Consider the following 16,652-nt stretch of genomic DNA (forward strand, 5'->3'; position numbering starts at 1 on the left):
ATGACTAAAAAAATTGTCTTCACTGGTGGAGGTACTGTTGGTCATGTGACCTTAAACCTTATTCTGATTCCAAAATTCATCAAAGATGGCTGGGAAGTTCACTACATTGGTGATAAACATGGAATCGAACACGAACAGATTGAAAAGTCAGGCTTAGATGTTACTTTCCATTCAATTGCAACAGGAAAACTAAGACGCTATTTCTCATGGCAAAATATGCTTGATGTCTTCAAAGTTTCATTTGGTATTTTGCAATCTATCGCAATCATTGCGAAGATTCGCCCACAAGCACTCTTTTCAAAAGGTGGGTTTGTGTCTGTGCCACCGGTAATTGCTGCTAAGACATTAGGTGTTCCTGTTTTTGTTCATGAATCTGACCTATCAATGGGACTTGCCAATAAGATTGCTTACAAATTTGCAACAACGATGTATACTACATTTGAACAAGCTCATGGTTTGACAAAAGCAAAACATGTTGGAGCAATCACAAAAGTTGGCAGTAAAGTAGCATACGATGAAAGCCAGATTGAAGATGTTAAAAAGCACTTTAACCCTGATTTGAAGACTCTTCTCTTTATCGGTGGTTCAGCTGGTGCTCGTGTCTTCAACGACTTTATTACAAACACACCTGAATTAACTGAGCATTATAATGTAATCAATATTTCAGGAGATAAAAGCTTAAATGGATTGAGTCAAAATCTCTATCGAGTTGATTATGTCACAGACCTTTATCAGCCTTTGATGGATATGGCAGATGCTGTTGTGACACGTGGTGGTTCAAATACTATTTTTGAATTAGTTGCTATGGATAAATTGCATTTGATTGTGCCTCTTGGAAAAGAAGCAAGTCGTGGTGACCAATTGGAAAATGCAGCTTACTTTGAGAAAAAAGGCTATGCTCGCCAACTCTCTGAGGATAAGCTTACTTTTGCTCACTTGCAAGAAGAATTGACACAGCTCTTTAATCAAGAAAATAGCTATCATGAACAAATGAAAAATTCCACTGAAATCAAGTCACAAGAAGAATTTTATGATCTGCTTAAGCACGATATTTCTAAGACTGCAAAAGGAATTTAAATGACAAAAAAGAAAAAGTCACAAAAAAGTCAAAAAGATAAATCAGAAAAGAAATCAGTGATGACTGAGTGGCAAAAACGTAATATTGAGTTTTTGAAGAAAAAAGAAGCTGAAAAAGTTGAAAAGAAAAAACGTCAAGAAAAATTACGTTTAGAAAGAACTCACAAAAAAGAGGAAGCTGCTGAGGAAGGTAAGACTGATAAGAAATTAACTGCTGAAGAAAAGAAAAAAGCAAAAGAAGCCAAAAAAGAAGAGGCTAAAAAAGAAAAAGAAGCTAAGAAGTTACAAAAACTTGAAGCTAAAAAAGAAAAAACACCTCTTCAAAAAGCGATTCATCATGCGCTTCCAATTTTGATTACTTCAGGGTTAGTTCTTCTGATTTCAATCTTTTTAGTAACTCCATTTAGTAAGAGAAAAGTAGTCACTGTTTCAGGTGTTTCTGTCGCAAGTCAGGACGAAGTAATTAAAGATTCGGGTATTAAAGCTTCTGATTATGTCTTTTCTATGATTTTGCATCATTCAACTTATGAAAAGAATATTATTAGCAAAAACAAGCTTGTAAAAAGTGCTAGTTTAAAATATCGTTTTCCGAATAAATTTGACATTGTTGTCAAAGAATACAATATTGTAGCCTATGCCCAGACAGATGACGGTTATCAGCCAATTCTTGAAAATGGGACACGACTAAATGTTGTCGGCGCATCTGAGTTGCCAGATAGTTTCTTGACTATTAATTTGTCATCTGAAAAAGATATTAAAACACTTATCAAAGCATTCTCAAAATTAGATAAGGATTTGGTTAATCAGATTCAAATTATTAGTTCAGCGGACTCACCAACAACTTCAGATTTATTAAAAATCGAGATGCATGACGGCAATGTTGTTCGTGTGCCATTATCTGAGATAACTAAGAAGTTGCCTTATTATTTGAAAATAAAGGGTAGCCTACCTGAAAACAGTATTGTTGATATGGAAGTTGGTATTTTTACAACATCTGAATCAATTGAAGCATCAGTTGCAGAAGATAAAGAAAAGGCAAAAGAGCAAGCTGAAAATAAAGAATCAGCCGAATCTGAAAGTGGTGAAGAGTCTCAAACTGAGTCTGGTGACACTAATGTTTCTACTGAATCATCTGAAGCTGAAGGTGCTGAAAATCAACTAACAGAATCAGGAACAACAGAACAAACGAACAATGTTGTCGCTGAAGAACAATATGGTCAACAATAAAATTAAGTTTCAATAACAAAAAACGTAAAATGATAACATTTTACGTTTTTTTATGATATAATATTCTCTGAATAATTCTGATTTTATGCAGATTTTAGATTAGTAAATGATTGGAAAGATAGTGAGGTCGAGTGAATGGCTAGAAATGGCTTTTTTACAGGATTAGATATTGGAACAAGCTCGATAAAAGTTCTAGTAGCCGAATTTGTTTCTGGTGAAATGAACGTGATTGGTGTGAGTAACGTTCCCAGCACGGGAGTAAAAGACGGTATTATTATAGATATTGAAGCAGCTGCAGAATCAATCAAAAAAGCGGTTGAACAAGCAGAAGAAAAAGCTGGAATGACAATTGATAAGATTAATGTTGGCCTTCCTGCTAATCTCCTTCAAATCGAACCAACTCAAGGTATGATTCCTGTTCCTAGTGAATCAAAAGAAATCAAAGATGAAGATGTTGACAGTGTTGTTAAATCAGCCTTAACAAAAAGCATCACTCCAGAACGTGAAGTTATTTCTTTGATCCCAGAAGAATTTATTGTTGATGGTTTCCAAGGAATTCGTGATCCACGTGGTATGATGGGAATTCGTCTAGAGATGCGTGGCTTGATTTATACTGGCCCAACTACAATTCTTCATAATCTTCGTAAAACTGTTGAGCGTGCAGGCATCAGCGTTGAAAATGTAATTATTTCACCTCTTGCTTTGACAAAATCAGTTCTTAACGAAGGTGAACGTGAGTTCGGTGCTACAGTGATTGATATGGGTGGTGGTCAAACTACCGTTGCGTCAATGCGTGCCCAAGAATTGCAATACACAAATATCTACCCTGAAGGTGGCGAATACGTTACTAAGGACATTTCAAAAGTCTTGAAAACTTCTATGGAAATTGCTGAAGCACTCAAATTTAATTTTGGTCAAGCAAACTTAGAAGAAGCAAGTACTTCAGAAACTGTTCAAGTTGATGTTGTAGGAAGCGAGTCTCCAATTTCAGTTAGTGAACGTTACTTGTCAGAGATTATTTCTGCACGAGTTCGTCACATTTTGGATCGTGTAAAACAAGATTTAGAACGTGGTCGTTTACTTGACTTGCCAGGAGGAATTATTCTTGTTGGTGGTGGAGCAATCATGCCAGGTGTTGTTGAAGTTGCTCAAGAAATCTTTGGAACAACTGTTAAATTACATGTTCCAAATCAAGTCGGAATCCGTAACCCAATGTTTGCTAACGTTATTAGCCTAGTTGAATACGTTGGTACAATGAGTGAAGTTGATGTTATCGCTCAACGTGCGGTTTCTGGTGAAGAGTTACTTCGTCGTAAACCTGTTGATTTTGAACCACAACCACAAGTTCAACCACGAGTAGTTTATAACAATGAACCAGCTGTAACTGCTAACGAAAACATGGTTCCGCAGCCAGCTCCAGTTCAACCTGCTCAAAGACACGAAGAGCCAAAATCAAAATTGAGCGAACGTGTACGTGGTATTTTTGGAAGTATGTTTGACTAAACAATAAGTGAGGAATAAAAATGGCATTTTCATTTGACACAGCATCTGTACAAGGTGCAGTTATTAAAGTTATTGGTGTCGGTGGTGGCGGAGGTAACGCCATCAACCGCATGATTGATGAAGGAGTTGCTGGTGTTGAATTTATCGCAGCAAACACAGATATCCAAGCTTTGAGCTCATCAAAAGCTGAAACTGTTATCCAGTTAGGCCCTAAATTGACTCGTGGACTTGGTGCTGGAGGACAACCTGAGGTTGGTCGTAAAGCTGCTGAAGAAAGCGAAGAAGTATTGACAGAAGCTCTTACAGGAGCTGATATGGTCTTCATTACTGCTGGTATGGGTGGAGGATCTGGTACAGGTGCTGCACCAGTTATTGCGCGCATTGCTAAAAGCCTAGGTGCTCTTACAGTTGCAGTTGTAACACGTCCATTTGGTTTTGAAGGTAACAAACGTAGCAACTTTGCTGCAGAAGGTATTCAAGAACTTCGTGAACAAGTTGATACATTGCTTATCATCTCAAACAACAACCTTCTTGAAATTGTTGATAAGAAAACTCCACTTCTTGAAGCTCTTAGCGAAGCAGATAACGTTCTTCGTCAAGGTGTTCAAGGTATCACTGATTTGATTACAAATCCTGGTCTTATCAACCTTGACTTTGCCGATGTTAAAACAGTTATGGCTAATAAAGGTAACGCTCTTATGGGTATCGGTATCGGTACTGGTGAAGAACGCATCACTGAAGCTGCTCGCAAAGCAATCTTCTCACCACTTCTTGAAACTACAATCGATGGTGCTGAAGATGTTATCGTTAACGTAACAGGTGGTCTTGACATGACTCTTACTGAAGCAGAAGAAGCTTCTGAAATCATCAGTCAAGCAGCTGGTAAAGGTGTTAACATCTGGCTTGGTACATCTATTGATGACACAATGAAAGATGAAATCCGTGTAACAGTTGTTGCTACAGGTGTTCATCAAGATCGTGCAGAACAAGTTGCTGGTTTCCGTACTCAACCAACTACTCGTTCATTTACAAATAATAATGCACAACAAGCAGCAGGAGCACAATATGCATCAGAACGTTCACAACAACCTAGCCAAGCAGCATTTGAACGTCGTTCAAACTTTGACTACGATATGAGTGAAAATCATGCAATGCCAACTCCACAACAACCCGCTAACCAATCACAACAAAAAGAAAATTCATTTGGAAACTGGGATCTTCGTCGCGACAACATCGCACGCCCAACAGAAGGTGAATTAGATAGCAAATTAACAATGTCAACATTTACAGCAAATGAAGATGCTGATGATGAACTTGAAACACCACCATTCTTCAAAAATCGTTAATGACCGATTTTCAAAAGAATAAGGACCTTGTTTTTGAACAGGTTGCTAATGCAACTAAAGCAGCCAATCGTTCACAAGAAAGTGTCAAAGTTATTGCTGTGACGAAGTATGTTGATAGTGGTGTTGCTGCTCGTCTTATTGACACAGGTATTGAACATATTGGTGAAAATAGGGTCGATATGTTTTTGGATAAATACGAGGCACTTAAAGATAAGAATTTAACGTGGCATCTGATTGGGACACTTCAGCGACGCAAAGTTAAAAATGTTATTAACTATGTCGATTATTTCCATGCCTTAGATTCTGTTAAGTTAGCAGCTGAAATTCAGAAACGAGCAGAACATCCCATTAAATGCTTCTTGCAGATTAATATTTCTGAGGAAGAGAGTAAACATGGCTTTAAAGTCTCTGAGATTGATGAGGCTTTAGAGCAAATCTCTAACTTTGATAAAGTAGAAATTGTTGGATTGATGACGATGGCTCCTAAAAATGCTTCTGAGAGTGAAATTGATGACATTTTTAGAAAAGCTGACCAATTGAGACAAGAATTACAAAAACGACACTTACCTCATATGCCTTTTACTGAATTGAGTATGGGGATGAGCGGAGACTTTCCAATTGCGATTCGCAATGGAGCAACCTTTGTTCGAATTGGTTCATCATTCTTTAAGTAATGGGAGAAAAACATGGCATTTAAAGATAAATTTGACAAACTAATCTCTTATTTCGATACTGATGAGGTAAGTGATGTTGAAGAAACAGTTGAAGACGATGTGCAACAGCCTCGTGTTCAACCAAAAGTAGAGGTTAAACCGCAGCCAGCACAAAGACGAGTTGAGTCACAACCAGTTTCATCTATCCGTACTCAACAGTCTCAATCTGCTGCAGCACGTCAACGTGTACAGTCTCAACCTCGACGTGCTTTTGATGAAAATCAGCACGCTCATTTAAATCAACGTCGTGAAGAGCAATTACAAGCTCGTAACAGTCAAGCAACTACAACAATTGCTTTGAAATATCCTCGTAAATATGAGGATGCTCAAGAAATTGTTGATTTGTTGATTGTTAACGAATGTGTTCTAATTGATTTTCAATATATGCTTGATGCACAAGCTCGTCGTTGTTTAGATTTTATTGATGGTGCAAGTAAAGTTCTTTATGGAAGTCTTCAAAAAGTTGGCAGCTCAATGTATTTATTGACACCATCAAATGTCATTGTCAATCTTGAAGAACTTCCTATCCCAAATGCGGGACAAGATGTTGGTTTTGACTTTGACATGAAGAGACGCTAATATATGATTTTTGTATTAATTGTACTATTAAAAACCATTCAATTTTACTCTTATCTGCTAATTGCGTATGCGCTGCTATCTTGGTTTCCAGGTGCGTATGATACTGGTTTAGGTCGCTTATTGGTCCAAATTGTTGATCCAATAGTTAAACCATTTCGACGTTTAAATCTACAATTTATGGGACTTGATTTTACGATTTGGGCTGTGTTTATTGCCTTGAATATGCTAAGTCGATTGCTCGTAATGCTTTTACTCGGATGAAAAAAGATATTTATCAGCACTTTAGGCCAGATGAGTATGATTTCATTGAGAAAATTGATGATATCGCTCAGCGCGTCGAAGAAACATACGCTTACTCATTAACAGATTTTTTAAATCCTCGACAGGTTGAGATTGCTAGAAGCGTTCTTGGTAATAGGGGCTTGAGTTACTTTGTTTCAAGTGATTATTATCCAGCGGAGTATGCACGACTACTAGTTGCACCTGATTATTATGAGCTTAATCTTGATGACTTTGACTTGGCTTTGCTAGAAGTGAAGTACAATTCAAAGTTCAATCAATTAACTCATGCTCAAATAATGGGAACTTTGCTCAATAGACTTGGAATTAAGCGACATATCATCGGTGATATTTTGGTTGAATCTGGATATGCTCAGTTATTAGTGACTAGAAATATGGTTGATTATTTTAGAGCCAATGTTACTAAGATAGCTAAAGCTAGCGTAAGCTTAAAGGAGATTTCACTTGATGATTTAATTGTTGGTGAAAAGGAATCGCAACAATTAGATATTATGGTTTCAAGTATGCGATTGGATAAGGTTTTAGCAACAGTGTTAAAGCTTTCTAGAAGTCAAGCTATTCAGTTAGTAAACGCTGAAAAAGTAAAACTCAACTATCAGTCGATTGATAGGCCTTCGGAAATACTTCAGGTTGGAGATTTGATTAGTGTTAGAGGATTTGGTCGATTTTCTATTTTGAGCGAGAATGGGCTTACTAAAAATGGAAAATTCAAATTGACCGTAGATAAGATGATACATAAATAAGGAGAAATCAATGGCACTCACAGCACTTGATATTAAAGATAAAACATTTAAACTAAAATTTCGTGGATATGACGAAGAAGAAGTTAACGAATTTCTTGATATCGTTGTAGAAGACTACGAAGACTTGGTTCGTCGTAATCATGAACAAGAAAACAGAATTAAAGACTTAGAAGATAAACTTGCTTACTTCGATGAAATGAAAGAATCTTTGAGCCAATCTGTTATCCTTGCTCAAGAAACTGCTGAAAAAGTAAAAACTTCAGCTAACGATGAAGCTGCTAACCTTGTTAGCAAAGCAAACTACGATGCACAACATCTTATTGATGAAGCTAAATCAAAAGCTAATCAAATTTTGCGTGATGCAACTGATGAAGCTAAACGTGTTGCAGTTGAAACTGAAGACTTGAAACGTCAAACACGTGTCTTCCACCAACGTTTGGTTGCTGCTATCGAAGGTCAACTTGGTTTGACAAATTCACCAGAATGGACAGAATTGTTGCAACCAACTGCAGTTTACCTTCAAAATTCTGATGCAGCTTTCCGTGAAGTTGTTGAAAAAGTTTTGGAAGAAGAAATGCCTGAAACTGACGATGAAATGTCAATGGATGCTACTCGTCAATTTACTCCAGAAGAAATGGAAGAATTGCAACGTCGTGTTGAAGCAGGGAACAAACACCTTGAAGAAACACAAAAACTTCCAGTAATTGATGATAGCGAGGCAGACGACATCAATCTTAACGAAACTCAAACATTTAAATTAAATATTGAAGAATAAGAAAAACGCGATTGATATTCTACATTTACAGCGAGCAGGCGATGGTGCGAGGCCAGCAATCTCTGGGATATCAGTTATCCTTTTCTAAGATTTTATCTGAATTGAGTAAGATAAAAGGGACAAACTCACCTTACGGGTTTAAAGAGGGAAATTTAGATTTTCACTCCATTATTTGGTGTGTCTAAATTTCTAAACTAAGGTGGTACCACGAGCTTTCGTCCTTATTGAGACGAAGGCTCTTTTGTTTTATCACCTGAGAAACATTGTCATTTTTCTGTCGTTGGTTAACGATCCTTTGACAGTTGAATATTATTTATTATAAGGAGTAGTCATGAAATTAAAAGAAACGCTTAATCTTGGAAAAACTGCTTTTCCAATGCGTGCTGGACTCCCAAACAAAGAGCCTAAATGGCAAAAAGAATGGGAAGAAGCTGACATCTACGCAAAACGTCAACAATTAAACGAAGGTAAACCTTCATTCAACCTCCACGATGGACCTCCATACGCTAACGGAAACATCCACGTTGGTCACGCCATGAATAAAATTTCTAAAGATATTATTGTGCGTTCTAAATCAATGTCTGGTTTCCGTGCTCCTTATATTCCTGGTTGGGACACACATGGACTTCCAATTGAACAAGTTTTGGCTAAAAAAGGTGTAAAACGTAAAGAAATTCCGTTGACTGAATACCTTGCAATGTGCCGCGAATACGCACTTAGCCAAGTAGATAAACAACGTGAAGATTTCAAACGTCTTGGTGTATCTGCTGACTGGGAAAATCCATACGTGACTCTTATTCCTGCGTATGAAGCAGCTCAAATTCGTGTATTTGGTGCGATGGCTGATAAAGGTTACATCTACCGTGGTGCTAAACCAGTTTACTGGTCATGGTCATCAGAATCTGCTCTTGCAGAAGCTGAAATTGAATATCACGATATTGACTCAACATCACTTTACTACGCTAACAAAGTTAAAGATGGTAAAGGTGTTCTTGATACTGATACTTACATCGTTGTTTGGACAACAACTCCATTTACAGTAACAGCTTCACGTGGTTTGACAGTTGGTCCTGATATGGATTATGTTGTTGTAAAACCTGCTAACGATAACCGTAAATTTGTTGTTGCAGAAGCACTTCTTGATAGCCTTGCTGGAAAATTTGGTTGGGAATCATTTGAAGTTCTTGCAAAACACAAAGGTACTGAACTTGAATACATTGTTACTGAACACCCATGGGATACAGAAGTAGACGAACTTGTTATCCTTGGTGACCACGTCACACTTGACTCAGGTACTGGTGTTGTCCACACTGCTCCTGGTTTTGGTGAAGATGACTACAATGTTGGTGTTAAATACAACCTTGAAGTTGCTGTTACAGTTGACGAACGTGGTATCATGATGGAAAATGCTGGCCCTGAATTCCAAGGCCAATTCTACGATAAAGTTGTTCCAACTGTTAAAGAAAAACTTGGTGATCTTTTGCTTGCTAGCGAAGTTATCACTCACTCATACCCATTTGACTGGCGTACTAAAAAACCTATCATCTGGCGTGCAGTACCACAATGGTTTGCATCTGTTTCTAAATTCCGTCAAGATATTCTTGATGAAATTGACCGCACAACATTCTATCCAGAATGGGGTCGCACTCGTCTTTACAACATGATTCGTGACCGTGGTGACTGGGTTATCTCACGTCAACGTGCGTGGGGTGTTCCACTTCCAATCTTCTACGCTGAAGATGGTACAGCTATCATGACAAAAGAAGTAACTGACCACGTTGCTGACTTGTTTGAAGAATTTGGTTCAATCGTATGGTGGGAACGTGATGCTAAAGACCTTCTTCCAGAAGGATTCACACACCCAGGTTCACCAAATGGTGAATTCACTAAAGAAACTGATATCATGGACGTATGGTTCGATTCAGGTTCTTCATGGAATGGTGTTATGAACGCTCGCGAAGGTTTGGAATATCCAGCTGACCTTTACCTTGAAGGTTCTGACCAATACCGTGGTTGGTTCAACTCATCATTGATTACATCTGTTGCCGTTAATGGACATGCTCCATATAAAGCAGTCCTTTCTCAAGGATTCGTTCTTGACGGTAAAGGTGAAAAAATGTCTAAATCTAAAGGTAACATCATTTCACCAAACGACGTTGCTAAACAATACGGTGCTGAAATTCTTCGTTTGTGGGTTGCTTCAGTAGATACAGATGCTGACGTACGTGTTTCTATGGAAATTCTTGGTCAAGTTTCTGAAACTTATCGTAAAATCCGTAACACACTTCGTTTCTTGATTGCTAACACAACTGACTTCAATCCAAATACAGATGCGGTAGCTTACGAAGACTTGCGTTCAGTTGACAAATACATGACTGTTAAATTCAACCAATTGGTAGCAACAATCCGTAAAGCTTATGAAGACTATGACTTCATGACAATTTACAAAGCTGTTGTTAACTTCATCACAGTTGATTTGTCAGCCTTCTACCTTGATTTTGCCAAAGATGTTGTTTACATTGAAGCAGCAGATAACATTGCTCGTCGTCAAATGCAAACAGTCTTCTACGACATTTTGGTTAAAATCACTAAATTGTTGACACCAATTCTTCCTCACACTGCTGAAGAAATCTGGTCATACCTTGAATTCGAACCAGAAGAATTCGTTCAATTGTCTGAATTACCAGATGCTGAAGTCTTCGAAGGTCAAGAAAACATTCTTGAAGAATGGGATGCCTTCATGACACTTCGTAACCAAGCTCAAAAAGCTTTGGAAGAAGCTCGTAACGCTAAAGTTATCGGTAAATCATTGGAAGCTCACTTGACTATCTATGCTGGTGAAGAAGTTAAAACTCTTCTTGCTGCCCTTGATAGTGATATTGCTCAATTGCTTATCGTATCACAATTGACAGTTACTGATGAAGCTGCTCCAGCAGATGCTATTGCCTTTGATGGTGTTGCATTTACAGTTGCTCACGCTGAAGGTGAAGTTTGTGATCGTTGCCGTCGCGTAGACTCAACATCTAAAGAACGTTCATACGGTGTTACAGTTTGTGATCACTGTGCTGAAATCGTTGAAGCTAACTTCCCAGAAGCAGTAGCAGAAGGTTTTGAAGTAAAAGCAAAATAATAACATTATAGTTATCAGAAAAACGAACTCAATTTGAGTTCGTTTTTTTTGTTTTATGAAAATAAAAAATCAGGTTAGAAAAACCTGATTAAAGAGCTGTTGGGAAGGAAATTTCAATTAGATTTGAAGTATGTAGTGTTTTCAATTGATCTAATTGAACGGTTGACTTGTCAATTTTGCGCTTGAGGAAAAATTCTCGGATGGCTTCGATTTCACTGTCTTTAATAGCACGATACTTGTTTGAAATCAACAGCTCGTAGTGACTAGGTGCTTGTGTGAAAACCACATCAGTATTTCCTGCTGAGTATGTTTCAACGAGTTTTGCGTCCGTATTGCGAAGCTGATTGCGGACCAACTCTGAATGACTACTTGTTGTGTTGATTAACCTCATAAATTTCCTCCTATGGACTTTTCTATCATTATTATAACACTATTTTGGGCGAAAAACTTATAATATGAGAGATTAATGATGATTTTTTTTCCAAGCAACAACACCCCACTTGTGGCTACCACGTTTTAATTTTAAAATAGCCTCATCAATTGGGAACCAAGCAAGGTTGTTAAAGTCTTCAAGCGGAGCTCCAAGTTGTTCGTAGTGAGTTACTTCGTAGATATAAGCTGGATTATAAAAATAAGTATCACGGTGGCGAGAGTAGAAGTATTCATCAGCTTGTCCGTAATAATAACCAAGTTCAGCTGAAAATCCTAGTTCTTCGATGAGCTCGCGTTTTAAAGCTGAAAAATGATCTTCACCAGCTTCGATTTCGCCGCCTGGAAGAAACCATGAGCCGTTTGGGGCTTGGACTAAAATAATCTGATCCTTAGTAGCATTTGGGATGACTGCATACACTCCATAACGTGCTTTGTAGTCAACGTTGTCAAGTTTTTCACCAAAAGTTGGGTTTGTCATAATATTCTCCTCTGACAGAAATAACGGAGGTAACAAGTTTTTGTTAGCGTTATCTTTTTAGCCTATTAGATTTATTATACTAAAATTTTCTTTCTTTTGCTAGAAAATTGTCGGAATATTTTGATTTTGAAGCGGCAAAAAAGTCTAGAAAGTTTTTACTTTCTAGACTCATTATTATTCTGCTGAAACAGCTTCTTCGGTTTCAACTTTTTTAGCTGATTTAATGATAATCTTGCCATTACTTGTCATCACAGCTTTCAAATCTTTTTCGGTTGGGTGTTCGAGATAAAAGTCAGTGATAGCATCTTCAATATAATCTTGAATAGTTCGACGAAGTGGTCTTGCTCCCATCTTAGGATCATATCCAAGATCAACAAGTTTTTCTTTAACCTTATCAGTAACATCAAGATGAATATCATTTGTAGCTAAACGTTTATTAACATCATCAAGCATGATGTTTACGATTTGAAGAAGATTGTCCTTGCTGAGGGCTTTGAATTCGATAATACCGTCAAAACGGTTCATAAATTCTGGGCTGAAGAAATCTCCAAGTTGACCAAGAACAGAATTAGTTCGACCTTCACGAGCAGCACCAAAACCAACAGAAGCTTCAGCTTTACCAGTGCCAGCATTTGAAGTCATGATGATAATAGTATCTTTAAAGCTTACTGTACGACCTTGACCGTCAGTCAAACGACCATCGTCAAGCACTTGCAAGAACATGTGCATAACGTCAGGGTGTGCTTTTTCAACTTCATCAAGAAGAATGAGTGAGTATGGATTACGACGAACTTTTTCAGTTAATTGACCGGCTTCTTCGTAACCAACATATCCCGGAGGAGCTCCGACAAGTTTAGCGACAGCGTGTTTTTCCATGTATTCAGACATGTCAAAGCGAATCATGCTGTCAGCTGAGCCAAAGAGTTCAATTGCTAGTTGTTTTGAGAGCTCTGTTTTACCAACACCAGTTGGTCCGACAAAGAGGAATGAACCAATTGGTCGATTTGGTGTACCAAGTCCAACACGGTTACGACGGATGGCTTTAGCAATCTTATCAACGGCTTCATCTTGACCGATAACGTGTTCTTTCAAGTCATCAGCAAGGTGAATTAATTGTGATTGTTCTTTTTCTTTCAAATCGCCAACAGGGATATTTGTTTTTTCTTCAACGATGGCTTCGATTGTCTTTTCAGTAATCACTGGGATGTCATCTTCGTCAATCGTTTGTTTTTGCATTTCTTTGTATTTTGCGATCTGATCACGGAAATAAGCTGCGCGTTCATAGTCTTCATCGCGAGTAGCTTGTGTTTTTAGATTTTCAGCTTGAATCAAACGCTTGTCAATCTCTTTTGGATCAACAAAGTTGAGTGTCAAGTTCATCTTAGAACCAGCTTCATCAAGCAAGTCAATTGCCTTATCTGGAAGGAAACGATCTTGGATGTAGCGATTTGAGAGGTTGGCAGCAGCTTCGATAGCATCATCGCTATATTTAACATGGTGATAGTCTTCGTATTTCTTTTGAATACCACGAAGAATTGTAATAGTTTCTTCAACACTTGGTTCGTCAACTTTTACAGGTTGCATACGACGTTCAAGTGCTGCATCTTTTTCGATAATACGGTATTCGTTAAGAGTAGTAGCACCAACTAATTGTAATTCACCACGTGCAAGAGCTGGTTTTAAAATGTTACCAGCATCCATATTACCGTCGCCAGCATTACCAGCACCAACAATTTCATGGATTTCATCGATAAACAAAATTACATCTTTGCGTTCACGGATTTCTTCCATGAGTTTTTGCATGCGTTCTTCAAATTGTCCACGGATACCAGTCCCTTGAACAAGGCTTACGACATCGAGACGAATGACTTGTTTGTTTTGGAGTTTTTGAGGAACGTTACCATCAACGATTTTTTGGGCGAGCCCTTCAACAACAGCTGTTTTACCAACACCAGGTTCACCAATCAAAACTGGGTTGTTTTTTGTACGGCGGTTAAGAATTTCGATAACTCGAATGATTTCAGAATCACGGCCCACAACAGGGTCGATATCACCACGTCGTGCGATATCAGTGACGTTGATACCGAATTCTTCTAACAAACCTTTAGGTTCTTGTTGCTGAGCTTGAGCGCCTTGACGGAAGTTGCCATTTCCGTTGCCACCACGTCCATTATTTCCTCCACCAGGTTGTGTTGGAGGGGTATTTTGAAATCCTTGACCTCCAAATGCAGGGAAGCCACCGAGATTGCTAAAGAAATCATCGAAAGGATTTGTTGATTGATTAGTTGCGTTAGAGGTTGGTTGAGAATTTCCACCCAAACCTCCTAGGATAGCGTTATTTGGGTCAGTTTTCATGATTTGATAGCAGTTCTGGCACAAATCAATTTGTCTTTGCTGACCATTAACATTTGTATACAGGTGAATTGTTGATTCGTTTAAATGACAATTCTGACAGAGCATATAAAATACCCTCCTTTCGTAATGGTCTGACTAATGTCCTAAAGGTCAAAGATAGTCAGATTTCATACTTACATTATAGCACTAGCGATTAGGAAATCAAGTAAAAAGCATCAAAAATTAGCACTCTTATAAAAAGAGTGCTAATCCCTAAGGGCTAACTGAGAAAGCCCTAATGTGGTACGATATTCTTTGACTCGGTTCATTTTTTCTCCATATTAACAATCACTAGCATAGTAAATTATATGTGATATATCAATTATAAATGACACAAAGGTGAATAATTATTTTATTTTTATTCAGAAATCACTTGACAAGGTGTATAATTATGCTAGAATTAGGTATATTATTCAAATAAAAAAGGTGGAAAGATGTATGGTATACCAAGATTCATTTTTGAAAGAGATAGATTTTACTAAGGAAGAGCTGCTTAATCTTATTAATTTAGGGTTGAAATTTAAATCATTAAAAAAAGAAAAAATTCCTCATAAATATTTAGAAGGATTGAATATTGCTCTGATTTTTGAAAAAACAAGCACACGAACACGTTCTGCGTTTACAGTGGCTGGGCAAGACCTCGGAATGAATGTGACTTATCTTGGTAGCAGTGAAATTCAACTTGGAAAAAAAGAATCAGTCATTGATACCGCAAAGGTACTAGGGTCAATATTTGATGGTATTGAGTACCGCGGGTTTAAGCAAGAAGATGTTGAAACCTTGGCAGAATATTCAGGAGTGCCTGTCTGGAATGGTTTGACTGATACTTGGCATCCAACTCAGATGATTGCTGATTTTATGACATTAAAAGAAGTTTTTGGAAAGCTAGAAGGGCTTACGATTGCTTATGTTGGAGATGGACGTAATAACATGGCGAATTCCTTGCTTGTTACCTCAGCTATTTTAGGTGTCAATGTCAAAATTATTGCTCCAGCTAGTTTGCAGCCGGAAGCTGAGATTGTCGAGCTTGCAAAACAGCATAATACTGGTGCAGAATTGACGATTACAGACGATCTTGATGCTGTCAAAGGTGTTGATATGCTTTATACTGACGTTTGGGTTTCAATGGGAGAGAAAGTTGATTTTAAAGAACGTATCGATCTTTTACTTCCTTATCAAATTAATGCCGAGTTGGTAGAAAAAACAGAAAATCCTGATGTGGTTGTTATGCACTGCCTTCCAGCTTTTCATGATTTAAATACTGAAATTGGAAAAGAAGTCTTTGAAAAATATGGTTTGTCTGAGTTAGAAATTACTGATGAAGTCTTTCAAAAATACAGTTCAGTCATCTTTAGAGAAGCTGAAAATCGTATGCATTCAATCAAAGCAATCATCTATAATTCATTTAAATAGACGCAAAGCGTTAGAATTTGACAAGAAATTGTTATAAATGTGAGAAAATGCACTCCTTTGTTGTTTGTTTAGTAGAATTTATGTTAAAATAGATAAGACAATAAACGAAGAGGAGAATAGTCATGGAATCACATTTGGTGAGAATTATCAATCGTCTTGAATTGATGACGACTGATGGTAGCAATCTTAAACGTAATTTTGAACGTGATGGTGTCGTTGTGGCAGAAGTGTCTTTCAGCAATGACCCTGAAAATGGTCCAGTTTTCACTTTGCGTGATGTTGAAGCTCGTGAGTCATACTCATTTGATAGCATCGACTTGATCGCAATGGAAATTTACGATCTTCTTTACTAAGATAAAGAAAAATTCAGGACAGAGTATAAGGGCAAAGGGTGTATTTTTTCACCCTTTCCATCCTATTTAGTGTGGTTTCTATGCTTTCTTATATTGCTATTTTGAATTGATAATGGTCCGCAAGTGCGGGCTTTTTATTTTTAATAAAGTTCTTTAATACTTATGAATTATTGGTATTTTTATTCAATG

The 16,652-nt window shown here is 37.6% G+C and carries 15 protein-coding genes; 12 read left to right on the top strand and 3 right to left on the bottom strand.

Annotated features, from left to right (window positions below):
* The 10 genes from ACNTMY_RS02720 (at window position 1) to ileS (ending at window position 11,393) form a co-directional block, all read left to right on the top strand.
* Window positions 1–1,077 (top strand): UDP-N-acetylglucosamine--N-acetylmuramyl-(pentapeptide) pyrophosphoryl-undecaprenol N-acetylglucosamine transferase, encoded by a 1,077-nt coding sequence (locus ACNTMY_RS02720; RefSeq protein ID WP_423216551.1) that lies wholly within the window; start codon window positions 1–3, stop codon window positions 1,075–1,077.
* On the top strand, window positions 1,078–2,304 hold the full coding sequence (locus ACNTMY_RS02725; protein ID WP_423216552.1) for a cell division protein FtsQ/DivIB: 1,227 nt from the start codon (window positions 1,078–1,080) through the stop codon (window positions 2,302–2,304).
* Window positions 2,305–2,439: 135 nt separating this feature from the next.
* Window positions 2,440–3,807 (top strand): cell division protein FtsA, encoded by a 1,368-nt coding sequence (gene ftsA / locus ACNTMY_RS02730; RefSeq protein WP_423216553.1) that lies wholly within the window; start codon window positions 2,440–2,442, stop codon window positions 3,805–3,807.
* A 20-nt stretch (window positions 3,808–3,827) separates the two neighbouring features.
* Window positions 3,828–5,153, top strand: a complete 1,326-nt coding sequence (gene ftsZ / locus ACNTMY_RS02735) for a cell division protein FtsZ (RefSeq protein ID WP_024344231.1) — start codon at window positions 3,828–3,830, stop codon at window positions 5,151–5,153.
* A complete protein-coding gene (locus ACNTMY_RS02740) occupies window positions 5,153–5,827 on the top strand; it encodes a YggS family pyridoxal phosphate-dependent enzyme (RefSeq protein WP_423216554.1) in 675 nt (224 codons plus the stop codon). The genes ftsZ and ACNTMY_RS02740 overlap by 1 nt, the downstream gene beginning before the upstream one ends.
* A gap of 12 nt (window positions 5,828–5,839) precedes the next feature.
* Window positions 5,840–6,445: a cell division protein SepF gene (locus ACNTMY_RS02745; protein WP_423216555.1), complete on the top strand. Its 606-nt coding sequence runs from the start codon at window positions 5,840–5,842 to the stop codon at window positions 6,443–6,445.
* A gap of 3 nt (window positions 6,446–6,448) precedes the next feature.
* Window positions 6,449–6,706 carry a YggT family protein gene (locus ACNTMY_RS02750; protein WP_423216556.1) on the top strand — a complete coding sequence of 86 codons (258 nt, stop codon included), beginning with the start codon at window positions 6,449–6,451 and terminating at the stop codon, window positions 6,704–6,706.
* Window positions 6,703–7,488 (top strand): RNA-binding protein, encoded by a 786-nt coding sequence (locus ACNTMY_RS02755; protein ID WP_423216557.1) that lies wholly within the window; start codon window positions 6,703–6,705, stop codon window positions 7,486–7,488. The genes ACNTMY_RS02750 and ACNTMY_RS02755 overlap by 4 nt, the downstream gene beginning before the upstream one ends.
* A 10-nt stretch (window positions 7,489–7,498) precedes the next feature.
* The gene (locus ACNTMY_RS02760; RefSeq protein WP_021141864.1) at window positions 7,499–8,263 is read left to right on the top strand and encodes a DivIVA domain-containing protein; all 765 of its coding nucleotides are present in this window, start codon (window positions 7,499–7,501) and stop codon (window positions 8,261–8,263) included.
* 331 nt (window positions 8,264–8,594) lie between these two features.
* Window positions 8,595–11,393 carry an isoleucine--tRNA ligase gene (ileS, locus tag ACNTMY_RS02765; RefSeq protein ID WP_423216558.1) on the top strand — a complete coding sequence of 933 codons (2,799 nt, stop codon included), beginning with the start codon at window positions 8,595–8,597 and terminating at the stop codon, window positions 11,391–11,393.
* An 88-nt stretch (window positions 11,394–11,481) separates the two neighbouring features.
* On the opposite strand, the gene ACNTMY_RS02770 is transcribed toward ileS, so the two are convergent.
* The 3 genes from ACNTMY_RS02770 to ACNTMY_RS02780 form a co-directional block, all read right to left on the bottom strand.
* Window positions 11,482–11,784 (bottom strand): DUF1827 family protein, encoded by a 303-nt coding sequence (locus tag ACNTMY_RS02770; protein ID WP_423216559.1) that lies wholly within the window; start codon window positions 11,782–11,784, stop codon window positions 11,482–11,484.
* Between the two features lie 72 nt (window positions 11,785–11,856).
* Complete coding sequence (locus ACNTMY_RS02775; RefSeq protein ID WP_423216560.1) at window positions 11,857–12,303, bottom strand: NUDIX hydrolase; 447 nt, start codon at window positions 12,301–12,303, stop codon at window positions 11,857–11,859.
* A 174-nt stretch (window positions 12,304–12,477) separates the two neighbouring features.
* Window positions 12,478–14,763 (bottom strand): AAA family ATPase, encoded by a 2,286-nt coding sequence (locus ACNTMY_RS02780; RefSeq protein ID WP_423216561.1) that lies wholly within the window; start codon window positions 14,761–14,763, stop codon window positions 12,478–12,480.
* A gap of 372 nt (window positions 14,764–15,135) precedes the next feature.
* Here ACNTMY_RS02780 and argF point away from each other — a divergent pair, with 372 nt between their 5' ends.
* Entirely contained in the window at window positions 15,136–16,110 is a 975-nt protein-coding gene (gene argF / locus ACNTMY_RS02785) for an ornithine carbamoyltransferase (protein ID WP_423216562.1), read from the top strand.
* Between the two features lie 122 nt (window positions 16,111–16,232).
* The gene (locus ACNTMY_RS02790; protein ID WP_004230761.1) at window positions 16,233–16,463 is read left to right on the top strand and encodes a DUF1797 family protein; all 231 of its coding nucleotides are present in this window, start codon (window positions 16,233–16,235) and stop codon (window positions 16,461–16,463) included.
* The last annotated feature ends 189 nt before the right edge of the window (window positions 16,464–16,652 follow it).

Source organism: Streptococcus equinus, from assembly GCF_049393735.1.
Classification (GTDB): Bacteria; Bacillota; Bacilli; order Lactobacillales; family Streptococcaceae; genus Streptococcus; species Streptococcus equinus_G.

What these genes read in the sequence shown, in the direction of transcription:
- ACNTMY_RS02720 (WP_423216551.1), top strand. Translation starts at nt 1, where the DNA reads ATGACTAAAAAAATTGTCTTCACTGGTGGAGGTACTGTTGGTCATGTG.
- ACNTMY_RS02725 (WP_423216552.1), top strand. Translation starts at nt 1,078, where the DNA reads ATGACAAAAAAGAAAAAGTCACAAAAAAGTCAAAAAGATAAATCAGAA.
- ftsA (WP_423216553.1), top strand. Translation starts at nt 2,440, where the DNA reads ATGGCTAGAAATGGCTTTTTTACAGGATTAGATATTGGAACAAGCTCG.
- ftsZ (WP_024344231.1), top strand. Translation starts at nt 3,828, where the DNA reads ATGGCATTTTCATTTGACACAGCATCTGTACAAGGTGCAGTTATTAAA.
- ACNTMY_RS02740 (WP_423216554.1), top strand. Translation starts at nt 5,153, where the DNA reads ATGACCGATTTTCAAAAGAATAAGGACCTTGTTTTTGAACAGGTTGCT.
- ACNTMY_RS02745 (WP_423216555.1), top strand. Translation starts at nt 5,840, where the DNA reads ATGGCATTTAAAGATAAATTTGACAAACTAATCTCTTATTTCGATACT.
- ACNTMY_RS02750 (WP_423216556.1), top strand. Translation starts at nt 6,449, where the DNA reads ATGATTTTTGTATTAATTGTACTATTAAAAACCATTCAATTTTACTCT.
- ACNTMY_RS02755 (WP_423216557.1), top strand. Translation starts at nt 6,703, where the DNA reads ATGAAAAAAGATATTTATCAGCACTTTAGGCCAGATGAGTATGATTTC.
- ACNTMY_RS02760 (WP_021141864.1), top strand. Translation starts at nt 7,499, where the DNA reads ATGGCACTCACAGCACTTGATATTAAAGATAAAACATTTAAACTAAAA.
- ileS (WP_423216558.1), top strand. Translation starts at nt 8,595, where the DNA reads ATGAAATTAAAAGAAACGCTTAATCTTGGAAAAACTGCTTTTCCAATG.
- ACNTMY_RS02770 (WP_423216559.1), bottom strand. Translation starts at nt 11,784, where the DNA reads ATGAGGTTAATCAACACAACAAGTAGTCATTCAGAGTTGGTCCGCAAT.
- ACNTMY_RS02775 (WP_423216560.1), bottom strand. Translation starts at nt 12,303, where the DNA reads ATGACAAACCCAACTTTTGGTGAAAAACTTGACAACGTTGACTACAAA.
- ACNTMY_RS02780 (WP_423216561.1), bottom strand. Translation starts at nt 14,763, where the DNA reads ATGCTCTGTCAGAATTGTCATTTAAACGAATCAACAATTCACCTGTAT.
- argF (WP_423216562.1), top strand. Translation starts at nt 15,136, where the DNA reads ATGGTATACCAAGATTCATTTTTGAAAGAGATAGATTTTACTAAGGAA.
- ACNTMY_RS02790 (WP_004230761.1), top strand. Translation starts at nt 16,233, where the DNA reads ATGGAATCACATTTGGTGAGAATTATCAATCGTCTTGAATTGATGACG.